Raw genomic sequence first — 12,712 nt, 5'->3', positions numbered from 1 at the left:
TGACGGCCCTGCGCGCTCCTTCGTAGACTGGAGACCGTGCTCATCGACGACTACGTGGCCGCGCTGCACCGGGCCCTCGCCGGCCCCTCCGGAGCCAAGCGCGACCTGGTCCTCGAGGCGCGCGACAGCCTTGTCGACACCGCCGAGGCCTACGAGGCCGGTGGGCTGGCCCGGCCGGAGGCCGAGCGGCTGGCGGTGGCCGAGTTCGGCGAGCTGCGGGAGGTGGCGCCCGGCTACCAGCGGGAGCTGACCGCGACGGCCGGGCGCAGGCTCGGCGCGCTGCTGTTCGTCAGCGTGCCGCTGACCACGCTGATGTGGAGCCTGGTCTGGGCGTTCTTCCCGGTGCACGCCGCCGACTGGGCCAACCGGCCCGCGTGGTTCCTGACCGTGGCCCGGACACTCGACGTCTTCCACCTGGCCACCGGCGTGCTCGGCGGGCTGGCGCTGCTCGCGCTGACCCGGGGCGCGCGCTGGGTCCGCGGGCCCGAGCGGGTGACCAGGATCCTCGCGCTGTGGGTGTGGGCGATGCTGCCCGTCACGCTGCTGCTGAGCGCCGCCCTGCAGTACGGCTCGCGCGGCCCGGCCGGGTTCTCCGCCTTCCTGCCCGGCGTGATCCTGTCGCTGACCACGCCGGTCCTGAACGGCCTGCAGCTCTACGGCGCGGCCCACTGCCTGCGCCTCACCCGCCGGACCCGCCCGGCCTGACGCCTGCCTACCCGGCGGCCTCGGGCCGCCTGGCGTCCGGCTCGAGCACGCTGCCGATCACGCCGGTGAACTCCCGCCATGCCGACCGCTCGCCCGCCAGCTGCCTGGTGCCCGAGGAGGTCAGCCGGTAGGTGCGCCGCTTGCGCCCGCCGACCGTCGCCCACTCGCTGACCAGGTAGCCGACGCGCTCCAGCCGGCGCAGCGCGGGATAGACGGTGCCCGTCGGCACGGTCAGCGCCCCGCCGCTGCGCGCGGTCAACGCCTCGATGATGGCGTAGCCGTGCAGCGGTTCGTCCTCCAGCACGGAGAGCAGCAGGGCGTCCATGTGCCCGCGAAGCGCGTCGGGATTCACATCGCCCATCCTAGGTCCGCGTGCTCCATGTAGACAGTCTACATGTAGGCTCTCTATATGTAGGCAGACACAATGCTCGGAGATGATGCTATGGACGTCCTCGACCTGGCCCGGCTGCAGTTCGCGCTGACCGGCAGCCTGCACTTCCTCTTCGTGGTGCTCACGCTGGGCCTGGCCCCCCTCGTGGCGATCATGCACACGCGCTGGGTGCGCTCGGGCAACCCCCTGCACGAGCACATGACCCGCTTCTGGGGCCAGATCTACGTGATCAACTACGCGCTCGGCATCGTCACCGGCCTGGTGATGGAGTTCCAGTTCGGGCTGAGCTGGAGCGGCCTTTCGCACTACGCGGGCGACGTCTTCGGCGCGCCGCTGGCCATGGAGACGCTGATCGCCTTCTTCCTGGAGTCGACCTTCCTGGGTCTGTGGATCTTCGGCTGGCACCGGCTGCGCAAGGGCCTGCACCTGGCCTGCATCTGGATCGTCACCCTGACCGCCTACGGCAGCGCCTTCTTCATCATGGTCGCCAACTCCTTCCTGCAGAACCCGGCCGGCGCCGTGGCCGACGGCGACCGCCTGCGGCTGGCCGACTTCGGCGCGCTGCTGACGAACAAGATGCTGGTCCTGTCCTTCCCGCACGTCATCGGGGCGGGCCTGACGGCGGGCGGGTTCGTGGTGATGGGCGCCAGCGCCTACCAGCTGTTCCGCCGTACCGGCCACGCGGAGTTCTTCACCAGGTCCCTGCGCACGGGCGTCGTGGTGGCGGCCATCGGGGTCCTGGTGGCCGTCGGCACCGGCTACGCGCAGTTCGGCGTCGTCCAGGACGGCAAGTTCCAGGGCAACACCGGCGCGGCGGTGGGGCTGGGCTTCATGACGCTGATCGGCGAGCTGCTGCAGCTGGTCGTGCCGTTCCTGCTGTTGCCCGCCATCTACTGGCTGCCGCGCTGGCGGTGGACCCACCCGATCCTGATGATCATGACGCCGCTGCCGTTCCTGGCGGCCGTCTTCGGCTGGATGGCCAGGGAGATCGGCCGCCAGCCCTGGATGATCTGGGAGCGCCTCAGCGTCGCCGACGCCCTGTCTCCTGGCCTGACCCCGGGCATGGTCACCGCGTCGCTGATCGGCTTCACCGCCGTCCTCGGCCTGCTCGCGGTCGTCGACTACGTCCTGATCGCCCGCGTCGTCCGGCGCGGGCCCGGCGACCTGGCGCTCGGCGCCTGGCCCGCCACCACCGCTGCCGCGCCCGTCCGCCTGGAGGTCTGACATGGACGTCGTCTGGCTCGTCGTCTTCGCCGCGCTGCTCGTGGGCTACTTCGCCCTGGAGGGCTTCGACCTCGGAGCGGGACTGCTGCTGGTGGGCCGCTCCCAGGAACGCAGGGACCGCACGGTCGCCGCCATGGCGCCGTTCGTGCTGGCCAACGAGGTGTGGCTGGTGGCGGTCGCGGGTGTCCTGTTCGGCGCCTTCCCGCTGCTGGAAGGGGAGGTGATCTTCGCCCTCTACCCCTTCGTCGTGGCCATGCTGCTGGGCTGGGTCCTGCGCGACGCGGGTCTGTGGTTCCGCCGCAGGATCGAGGGCCGGGCATGGCGCGCCTGGTGGGACCTGATGATCTGGCTGGGCTCGCTGGTGCTGGCCGCCGGCTGGGGGATGGCCATCGGCCGGCTCGCCGGCCTGCCGTGGATCGCGGGGCTCGGCCTCGGGGCGCTCACCACCGCGCTGTTCGCCTTCCACGGCAGGACCTTCCTGGCGTGGCGGGAGTCCAGGGGGACGGGTCGCGGCCTGGCGCTGTCGGCGCTGGCCGCCGCCGCGCCCGTCGTCGTGCTCCTGGCGGCCGCCGCCCCCCACCTGCTGGACAACGCGGCGCCCGCCGCGACACTGAATGTGCTCAGTCTCATGCTGGTCCCGTTCGCGCCGGTCATGGTCGGCGCGCAAGTATGGGTGTGGCGCACCTTCCGGCCAGTCAAGGGCGTCGACCGCATTCCGTCGTTCTTCTAGAGGACCCGTTGCACAAGGACCTACTGCGGCTCATGCGAGCCGAGCGCGCGGTGCGCACGCACCTGACCGTCACCATGGCCGCCGCCGTGCTCGCGGGTCTGCTCGTCCTGGTCCAGGCCGAACTGCTGGCCGGGGTGCTGTCCGGCAGGTTCACCGCCGTGGCGTTGCTGGGGCTGGCGGCGGTGGTGGGGCTGCGCGGCCTGCTGGGCTGGACGCAGGGCATCTTCGCGGCGCGGACGGCCACGGGAGTGAAGTCCGCGCTGCGCCACCGGCTGCTGGCCAGGCTCCAGGAGCTCGGCCCCGCCCGCCTGACCGGCCACCGCTCGGGTGAGCTGGTCACGCTCACCGGGCGCGGACTCGACGCGCTCGACCCCTACCTGACCGGCTACCTGCCCGCCATGGCGGTCGCGGGCGTGGTGCCCGTCGCCGTCCTCATCAGGCTCTTCGCCGCCGACCTCGCCAGCGCGATCATCGTGCTGATCACGCTGCCGCTCATCCCGATCTTCGGAGCGCTGGTCGGCATGCACACCAAGGCCGTCACCGAGCGGCAGTGGCGGGCGCTGTCCAGGCTCGGCGGCCACTTCCTCGACGTGGTGCGCGGCCTGCCCACCCTGCGCGCCTTCGGCAGGGCCCGCCACCAGGCAGGCGTCATCCGGCAGGTGGCCGACGCGCACCGGTCGGCGACCATGCGGACGCTGCGGGTGGCCTTCCTGTCGTCGCTGGTGCTCGAGCTGTGCGCCTCGCTCTCGCTGGCGCTGGTCGCGGTGCCGATCGGGCTGCGCCTGCTCGGCGGCTCCCTCGACCTGACGACGGCGCTGCTGGTGCTGCTGCTGGCGCCGGAGGCGTACCTGCCGCTGCGGATGATGGGGACGCGCTTCCACGCCTCGATGGAGGGAGTCGCGGCGGCCGACGCCGCCTTCGCCGTCCTGGACGACAGCGCCGACCAGGCGGCACCCGCGTCGCCGGCGGCCTCCGCCGCCGCGCGGACCGGTGGCGAGCCTCCGGAGATCCGCCTGGAGAACGTCACCGTCCGCTATCCCGGCCGCGACGACCCCGCGCTGGAGGACGTCTCCCTCGTCATCACCCCCGGCGAGCGTGTGGCGCTGGTCGGCGAGAGCGGCGGCGGCAAGAGCACGCTGCTCCACCTCCTGCTCGGCTTCGTCCGCCCCACCGCGGGCCGCGTGCTCGTCGACGGGACCGACCTGCGCGATCTCGACCTGGCCGCGTGGCGCGACCGGCTGGCGTTCGTGCCCCAGCGGCCGCACCTGTTCGCCACCTCCGTCGCCGACAACATCCGCCTGGGCGCCCCCTCGGCCACCCCCGACCAGGTACGGCAGGCCGCCAGGGCCGCGCACGCCGACGAGTTCGTCAGCGCCCTGCCCGCCGGCTACGACACGCAGGTCGGTGAGCGCGGCGCGAACCTGTCCGCGGGCCAGCGGCAGCGGCTCGCCCTCGCCCGCGCGTTCTGCCGTCCGCGGACCGCGGTGCTGCTGCTCGACGAGCCCACCGCCCGGCTGGACGGGCGCAGCGAGGCCGCCGTGGTGGCCGCCACCGCCGAGCTGAGCGAGCAACGCACCGCCGTGATCGTCGCCCACCGCCCTGCGATGATCGAGCTGGCCGACCGGGTGATCCGCATCCAGGAGGGCCGCGTCGTCTCCGACACCGCGGCCCCTCGGCCGCCCGCCGCCGTCGGTGCGCCCGCCCTCTCCCGTGCCCCGGTTCCCTCCGCCACGGCCGCCTCCGCCCGCGCGGCGCGGGATCCGGGCGGGCGCCGTCCACCCGAGGGCGGCACGAGGGACGACAGGACGGCACAGGCGGGAGACGAGCGATGACCACCACGCGGCAGCGGGACCCGCGGGCCGCCGCACCCGGCGAGGGCGGGCGGATGGGCCCCCGCCTGCTCTGGGCCGTGCTCGCCGGCGCGGCCGCCGAGCTGGCCGGCATCGGGCTGACCGCCTCGGCCGCCTGGATGATCACCAGGGCCGCCGAGCAGCCGCCGCTGGCCGCGCTGAGCGTGGCGATCGTGGCGGTAAGGGCCTTCGCCACCAGCAAGGGCGTCTTCCGCTACGCCGAGCGCCTCACCGGGCACGACGTCGCGCTGCGCGCCCAGGCCGCCACGCGCGAACGCCTCTACCAGTCGCTCATCCCGCCCAAGCGGCCGGCGCACGGCGGCGCCGACCTGCTCAGCCGGATGGTCGACGACACCGACGCCGTGCAGGACCTGCTGGTGCGCTGCCTGCTGCCCGCGACGGCCGCGCTCATCACCGCGCTGGCCGCCTTCGCCATCGCGCTCGCCGTCCACCCGGCCGCCGCGCTGGTGCTGCTGGCGGGGCTGGCGGTCGCCGGCGTGCTGCTTCCCGCGGCGACGGTCGCGGCCGCCCGCCGCTGGTCGGCGCGCATCGCTCCGGCGAGGGCCACGCTCGCCGCCCGGGTGGCCGACCTGGTGCACGGCTCGGCCGACCTGGCCGCCTACGGCGCCGAGGACCGGGCCCTGGCCGACGCCGGGGCCGCCGACGCCGACCTGTCCACGCTCGAACGCCGCCAGGCCCGCGTCCACGCGGCGGCGCTGGCCGTCGGCGTGCTGGTACAGGGGCTGACGGTGGCCGCCATCGTGCTGCTGGCCCAGAACACGGGGGCCGACACCGTCGCGACAGCCGTCCTGGCGCTGACGGCGCTGGTCTCCTTCGAACCGGTGCTGCCGCTGGCCGCCGCGGGGGAGAGGTACGCCGGGATCGCGGCCGCGCTGCGCCGGTTGAAGGAGGTCGAGGCGGTTCCGGCCGCCGTCACCGAGCCCGCGGCGCCCGCTCCCGTGCCGGACGGGCCGCTGACGGTCGAGATCGACGACCTGGTCGTCCGGCACGCCCGCCCCGCGCCGCAGGCGGCAGGGGCGCCGGCGCACCCGGCCGACGCCGAGGCTCACGCGGCCGGGCGCGGCGCCGGCTCGGCGAACGGGGCGGCGGCGGTCGACGGGGTGAGCCTGACGCTGACGCCGGGCAGGCGGGTCGCCCTCGTCGGCCCCAGCGGCGCCGGCAAGAGCACCCTGCTCGCCGCGCTGATGCGCCTGGTCGAGCCCGAGTCGGGGGCGATCAGGGTCAACGGGGTCGACATCACCGCCCTCGACTCCGACGACGTCAGGACGCTGATGACCGGGCTCACCCAGGACCCCTACATCTTCCAGACCACGCTGCGCGACAACCTCCGGCTAGCGGGGCCCGGCAGCAGCGAGGAGGAGCGGGAGCGGGCCGTCCGCAGGGCCAGGCTGGAGCGCTGGGTGGCGCGCGTCGGCTGGGACGCCGAGCTCGGCGAGGACGGCAGGACCGTCTCGGGCGGCCAGCTGCAGCGCCTGGCCCTGGCCAGGGCCCTGCTGTACGATCCGCCCGTGCTGCTCCTGGACGAGCCGGCCGAGGCGCTCGACGAGGTGACCGCCGACGAGCTGATGCGCGATCTGCTCGACGTGACGCACGGCCGTACGACGCTGCTGGTCACCCACCGGCTCAAGGGGCTGGAACAGGTGGACGAGATCGTGGTGCTGGAGCAGGGCAGGATCGTCCAGCGGGGTCACCACGACGACCTCGTCCGCGAACCGGGCTACTACCGGGACCTGTGGCAGTCGGAGGCGCTGATCTCGGGATGATCTCAACTCTGTGTTGAAATCCGGGCATTTCTTGCGAATGTGAGTTTCGTCCCGCGAATGTTCTCCCGAACGGATGCGAGGGGGAAGCCGGATGCGCGGCCGGACGGCATGGGTGCTCAAGCGTGCGGTCAGCGAGCCCCTGCTCCCACTGACGGCGTTCGCGGCCATCCTGCTGGCCACGACGACGCTGGTGGCGCTGTCGATCTCCATCTCCGCGGTGGTCGACGTCGGCGTCCGATGGAGCGTGACAATGGCCGACCGGGCCGGCACCTCGGCGGAGGTCACCCAGTGGATCAGGCGCGCGAGCTTCCCCCAGGCCGACGCCGCCGTGCGCGCCCAGGCGGCGGAGTCCTTCCCCCGGTTCGCCCCGCAAGTGGTCTCGTCCATCACCTCCGGCCCGTACGAGCGGGAGGACGGCGAGCGGCTGGCGTTCGGCACCCGCTCCGACCTCGAGAGCGTCGCCACGCTGGTGGACGGCGCGTGGGCCGCACCGGGTGAGCCGCTGCGGGCGACGCTCTCCCGGGAGACGGCACAGCGGCTGGGCGTCGAGGCGGGCCAGGAGCTGACGCTACGGCGCCGCGAGACGGACCCGCCGCTGAAGGTACTGGTCACCGGCGTGTTCACCGTACGGGGCGAGCCGTATCCCCGCCTCGGCGAGGCCCTCATGGTCCCCCGCACGACGTTCCTGGACCGGTTCGCCGACCAGGTGCTCGGCTACTGGCACGTCACGCCCGACCTGACCGGGGTCTCCACCGCCGATCTGGGCCCGCTCGCGGCGGCGGCCGCGCGGCTGCCCGACCGGCTCAAGGCCAGGCCCGCGTGCGCCGACTGCACGGTGCGCGAGGAACTGTCGGGCTACCTCGCCCAGCTCGACCGCAGCGCCCTGGTCGGCCAGTCGACGATGCTGGTGCCGGTGCTGCAGCTGCTGATCCTGGCGGGGTACTCGCTGATGCTCACCGCCAGGATGCTGGCCGAGCGCCGCCGCATGGAGGTGGCGCTGCTGCGCGCCCGCGGCGCGGGCATGGGCGGGCTGATGGCGCTGAGCCTGACCGAGGCGCTGCTCATCGCGCTGCCGAGCGTGGTGGTCGCCCCCTTCGCCGCGCCCCACGTGCTCAACGGCGTCAGCGGACTGCTGTGGGCCCAGGCGGGCGCCGTCCGGGTGCCGGCGGCGCCCGAACCCGGCACGTTCGCGATCGCGGCGGCCGCGGCGCTGGCCGGAGCGGCGCTGCTGGCGGCCGCGGCGGTGCGCAGCGCCCGCCGTACCTACGTCGAGGAGCAGGCGGCGCGCGGGCGCGGCGAGCGCAGGGGCGTGCTGGCCAGGGCGGGCGGCGACGTCGCCCTGCTCGTGGTGGCGGGCCTGGCCGTCTGGCAGCTGACCAGGTACGGCTCGCCCGTCACCGCCACGGCTCAGGGCGCGCTCGGGATCGACCCGATGCTCGTCACCGGGCCCGCGCTGGCGCTGCTGAGCGGCGGCATGCTCGGCATGCGCCTGGTGCCGTGGACCTCCAGGCTCGTCGCGGCGTTCACCGCGCGGCGCGCCACGCTGGCCCCCGCCCTCGGCGCCTGGCAGGTCAGCCGCCGCCCCCTGCGCTACGCCGGCCCCGCCCTGCTGCTGACCATGGCCGTGGCCATCGGGGTGCTGTCGATCATCACCACGACCACGTGGGAGTCGTCGCAACGCGACCAGGCCGCCCACCGGGTGGGCGCCGACCTGCGGATCTCCCCGGCCGCAGGGCAGGGCGAGGTGGGCGGGCCCGGCGCGGGCAGGCTGTACGCCGCACTGCCCGGCGTGCGCGCCGTCAGCCCGGCCGTCCGCGACTCGGTGGCGATCGGCTCAGGCTCGGCCGAGCTGCTCGCGCTCGACGCCGACCGGCTCGACCGCGTCATGAACCTGCGCGCGGACCTGTCGGCCACCTCGCTGACCGACATCGCCAAGGCACTCAGGGCCGGGCGGCCCGCGCTCGGTTCGGTGCCGATCCCCGGCACGCCGGCCGAGCTGTCCGTGCTCGTCCGCACCGAGGCGCCCGCCCCGCTGGAGGCCGAGATCCTGGTCAGTGACGCCGACGGCGTCCGCTGGCGGCTGGAGCTGGCCGACAGGGGAACGGGCGGCGAGCGGACGCTGGTGGCCGACCTGGCCGCGCTCGCGGGCCGCTCGGGCAGGATCGCCTACCCGCTGGCCCTGCGCGGATTCGCCTTCGGCCGGACGCCCGCCCCCGTCGTGGTCGCCGCCCTCCGCGCGGGCCAGGCCGACGTCCGGCTGCCCGGCGACCTGGCCTGGTCCGGGTTCGAGCAGGTCGGCCGGGTCCAGGGCGGCGGCGTCGGCGAGGGGAGCGCCAAGCCGGTCCGCGCCGAGCAGGGGACGCTGTTCGGACTCGACGCCGTGCCGGAACGCGGCAGGGCGGTGGTGCTGGCCGTACCGCGTGACCTGCCGCCGGAGCGGGTCTTCGGCGCCACCGTCGGCGGCAGGGCCACGCTGCCCCAGCCGCTGCCCGTCGTCGTCACCGACGAGCTGGCGGCAGAGGAGAAGCTGGCGCCCGGCATGCGGCTGTTCCTGCCGTTCGACGCCACCACCTCGGGGCTCGTCGTGGTGGCCGTCGTCGACAGCCTGCCCGGCATGACCGTCGGCCAGGCGGGAGTCCTCGTGGACCTGCCCACGCTCGCCGACAGGAACCTGCTCACCGTCACCGCCCCGCCCAGGGTCACCGAGTGGTGGGCGGCGACCCGCGACGGCGATCCCAGCGCCGCCGTCGCGGCGTTGGCCGCCCACCCCGGCTGGAGCTCCCACGTCGTCGACAGGCAGGCGGTCTTCGCCGAGTTGCGCGACGATCCGCTGGCGGGCGGCCTGCAGGGGGCCCTGCTGATCGGTTTCGGCGCCGCGGTGATCTTCGCGGGGCTCGGCTTCGCGGTCAGCGCGGCCGTCGCCGCCCGCGAACGCGCGGCCGAGCTCGGACTGCTGCACGCGCTCGGGGTCAGCTTCCGCCAGGTGCTCGGGCTGCTGGCCGTCGAGCAGACGTTCCTGATCGGGCTCGGCCTGGCGGGCGGCACCCTGCTGGCCGGTGGCACGGCGGCCGTCGTGGTGCCGCACCTGGTGCTGTCCGGGCAGGTCACGGCGGTGACCCCGCCGGTACGGCTGGACATCCCGTGGGCGGCCACCGCGCTCCTGCTCGCGGTCATCGCAGCGGCGCTGTTCGCGATCGTGGCCGCGCTCGCCGGCTCGCTGCGCCGCCGTGGCCTGGTGCGGGCCCGGCACGTCGGGGAGGACGCATGACCGTCATCGGGCTGGCGGCGCGCCTGGCGCTGCTGCACCGGGGGATCGCCGCGCTGCTCGGCGCGCTGGTGCTCAGCATGACGCTGCTGGGCGGCGCGCTGCCCAGGGTGTTCGAGGCCTCCTACGAGCGCTCGCTGCACCAGGCCGTCGGCCAGACCAGACCCGAGCTGCTGGAGATCGGCGTCGACGCGCAGTCGGTCGCGCTCGGCGGACGGCCCGCCGACGCGGCGGCGCTGGCCGCGCGTACGGACGCCCTCCGCAAGGCCATGCCGCCCGCGCTCGCCTCGCTCGTCGGCGAGGTCACCTACGGCGTGAGCACCAACCGGCTCAGGCTCGCCGGCCACGCCGGGCACGAGCCACGCGCCGACAACTTCGTCGACCTGGCGTGGAACAGCGGCGCCGCCCAGCGGGTCCGCTACGTCAAGGGCGTCCCGCCGTCGAAGGTGGCCACCGGGCCCAACCCGCTGACCGCCGGCTCGACGCCCAACCCGCGCCAGGACCCGGCCGTGGCTGTCATGCTGGACCGGCCCCGGGTCACCACCGTCGAGGTCGGCCTGCCCAAGGACGTCACCGAACTGATGGGCCTCGACGTCGGCTCTCTGATCGTCTCGGCGGGAGAGGTCCTCATCGAGGTCACCGGGCTGTACGAGCCGATCGACCCGGCCGACCCGTTCTGGTCGGCGTTCCCCTCGATGGGCCGCGTCTACATCCCCAACCCCGGCGCCAACGCGGCCTCCTTCGTCGTCACGGGCCTGGCCGACCGGCAGGTGGTCGCGGTGCTCAGCCAGGTCAGGGAGCGGATGAACTACCGCTGGGCGTTCCCGGCGCGGCCGTCGGCCTTCACCATCGAGGGCGCTCCGCTGATCAGGCCCGGCCTCGACGCCTTCACGGCGGCCGCCCGCCGTATGTCGACGCCGGTCATGCCGTACCGGGTGAACAGCCGGTTGCCCCAGGTGACCGACGAGTTCCTCGGCAAGCTCGGTACCACCCAGACCCTCATGGGGCTGCAGCTCGTGGGGCTGTTCGCGGTCGCCTTCGGGGTGGTGGCGCTGGTGCTCGGCCTGCTGCTCGACCGCGTCGCCGCCGGCCTGGTGGCCGCCAGGGCCAGGGCCGCCTCGGCGGCCCAGTTCACGGCCATCGGCGCGACGGTGATCCTGCTGGCCGTCGTCCCCGGCGCGCTCCTCGGCTTCGGGCTGTCGCGGCTGGTGCCGGGCCTGGACAGCGCGATGTCCCTGCTGCCGGCGCCGCTGCTGGCGCTGGCCGCCGTCCTGTACGGCACCGGCCGCCTGCTGCTGGCCCACCGCGGCCCGCTCACCGAGCACCGCGCCGACCTCGTCGCCAGGCCGTTCACGCCGCGCAGGCTCGTCGTCGACGCCCTCGTCGTCGTCCTGGCCGCGGCGGCCGGCTACCTGGCGATCAGCCGGGGCGTGACGGCCGCCCGGCCAGGCGCGGGCGGCGACCCGCTCCTGGTGGCCGCGCCTACCGCGGTCGCGGTCGCCTGCGCGCTCGTCCTGCTGTGGGGTTACCCGTTCCTGCTGCGCCTGCTGTCCATGGCCGCCGCCAGGAGCAGGCGCGCGGTGCTGTTCCTGGCGGTCGCCGCGGCCGCCCGGTCCAGGACCGCCGCCACGCTGCCCGCGCTGATCCTGGTGCCCGCGCTCACCATGTCGGTCTACGGCGCGCTCACCCTGGACGCGCTGGCCGCGGGGCAGAGCGCCGCGGCCTGGCAGCGGACTGGCGCCGACGCCAAGGTGTCGGTCGGCGACGGCACCATCACGCCCCGGCAGGTCGAGCAGGTGCGCAGGCTGCCGGGCGTGCGTGAGGTCATCCCCGTCGAGCTGCGCGCGGGGCGCCTGTCCGGCGGCATGCTCGCCTTCACCTACCTGCGCATGGACACCGCCGCCTACGCCCGGCGCCTCGGCGCGGCCCCGCCCGCCGTGTCGGCGCCCGTCGCCGCCGCCGACCGCGCCGCCGGCTCCAAGGCGGGCACCGGCGCGCCCGTCCTGGTCACCAGGGGCCTGGGCACGGCACGCGCCAGACCTGTCGTGCTGTCGGGCAACGACACCGCGCCCGTCGTCGTCGACCACGTCGGCTTCCTCGAGCGCTTCCCCGGCGTGGATCCCGCCGGTGAGCTGCTCGTGCTGCCCACCTCGGTGCTGCCGGAGGCGAAGGCGGCGCTGCGCCCCAACCAGCTGTTCGTCTTCGGCGAGGGGATCCGGGCCGCCGCGCTGGAGAAGGCGCTCGGCGCCTGGGCGGTGGCCGGCACCCGCGAGGCCGACCTGGCCGCGATCGTGTCGACCCCGCTCACCAGGACGATCACCCTGGCCTTCCGGCTGTCGGCCCTCGTGCTGGCCCTCTACTCGCTGCTGGCCGTCTGGGTCACCGTCGTGTCGGGCGGCGCCGAACGGCGGCGCGGCCTGTCCTACCTGTCCACGATGGGGATGTCCGCCGGGCAGGCGCGGGCGGTGACGCTCGGCGAGGTCGCCCCCCTCGTGGTGACGGCCGCGCCGGCGGGGATCCTGCTCGGCACCGCCTTCCCGGCCCTGTTCGGCGCGGGCGTGGACCTGAGCGGATACGCCGGCGGCCTGCCCGTGGGCCACGCCGGCACCTGGACGACCCCGCTGCTGCTGGGCGCAGGGATCACCGCCGTCGCGCTGCTCGGGGCCGTCGCGCACGTCGCGGTGTCGGGCCGGCGCCGCGTCGGTGTGGCGCTGCGGGTGGGGGAATGAGCGTGTAATGCTTGAGGTTCTAACGGATGCAAGC

8 protein-coding genes are annotated in these 12,712 nt (G+C 74.9%); 7 read left to right on the top strand and 1 reads right to left on the bottom strand.

Annotated elements, in window-relative coordinates; genetic code table 11:
• Positions 1 to 36 precede the first annotated feature (36 nt).
• On the top strand, positions 37 to 705 hold the full coding sequence (locus ACWEVS_RS14405; protein WP_354912490.1) for a permease prefix domain 1-containing protein: 669 nt from the start codon (positions 37 to 39) through the stop codon (positions 703 to 705).
• A gap of 7 nt (positions 706 to 712) precedes the next feature.
• Here ACWEVS_RS14405 and ACWEVS_RS14400 read toward each other — a convergent pair whose 3' ends face one another.
• The gene (locus tag ACWEVS_RS14400) at positions 713 to 1,057 is read right to left on the bottom strand and encodes a helix-turn-helix transcriptional regulator (protein ID WP_449925993.1); all 345 of its coding nucleotides are present in this window, start codon (positions 1,055 to 1,057) and stop codon (positions 713 to 715) included.
• 90 nt (positions 1,058 to 1,147) lie between these two features.
• Here ACWEVS_RS14400 and ACWEVS_RS14395 point away from each other — a divergent pair, with 90 nt between their 5' ends.
• The 6 genes from ACWEVS_RS14395 (at position 1,148) to ACWEVS_RS14370 (ending at position 12,678) form a co-directional block, all read left to right on the top strand.
• Positions 1,148 to 2,320: a cytochrome ubiquinol oxidase subunit I gene (locus ACWEVS_RS14395; RefSeq protein WP_452551809.1), complete on the top strand. Its 1,173-nt coding sequence runs from the start codon at positions 1,148 to 1,150 to the stop codon at positions 2,318 to 2,320.
• Position 2,321: 1 nt separating this feature from the next.
• Positions 2,322 to 3,050 (top strand): cytochrome d ubiquinol oxidase subunit II, encoded by a 729-nt coding sequence (locus ACWEVS_RS14390; RefSeq protein WP_449925999.1) that lies wholly within the window; start codon positions 2,322 to 2,324, stop codon positions 3,048 to 3,050.
• 32 nt (positions 3,051 to 3,082) lie between these two features.
• Positions 3,083 to 4,882 carry a thiol reductant ABC exporter subunit CydD gene (cydD, locus tag ACWEVS_RS14385; protein ID WP_452551807.1) on the top strand — a complete coding sequence of 600 codons (1,800 nt, stop codon included), beginning with the start codon at positions 3,083 to 3,085 and terminating at the stop codon, positions 4,880 to 4,882.
• Positions 4,879 to 6,684 (top strand): thiol reductant ABC exporter subunit CydC, encoded by a 1,806-nt coding sequence (gene cydC / locus ACWEVS_RS14380; RefSeq protein ID WP_452551805.1) that lies wholly within the window; start codon positions 4,879 to 4,881, stop codon positions 6,682 to 6,684. Before cydD ends, cydC begins: the two co-directional genes overlap by 4 nt.
• A 91-nt stretch (positions 6,685 to 6,775) precedes the next feature.
• Entirely contained in the window at positions 6,776 to 9,952 is a 3,177-nt protein-coding gene (locus tag ACWEVS_RS14375; protein ID WP_452551802.1) for an FtsX-like permease family protein, read from the top strand.
• Positions 9,949 to 12,678 (top strand): FtsX-like permease family protein, encoded by a 2,730-nt coding sequence (locus tag ACWEVS_RS14370; protein WP_452551800.1) that lies wholly within the window; start codon positions 9,949 to 9,951, stop codon positions 12,676 to 12,678. The genes ACWEVS_RS14375 and ACWEVS_RS14370 overlap by 4 nt, the downstream gene beginning before the upstream one ends.
• The last annotated feature ends 34 nt before the right edge of the window (positions 12,679 to 12,712 follow it).

This window comes from Nonomuraea sp. NPDC003754 (genome assembly GCF_053605785.1).
This window is presented reverse-complemented; position numbering and strand designations above follow the sequence as displayed.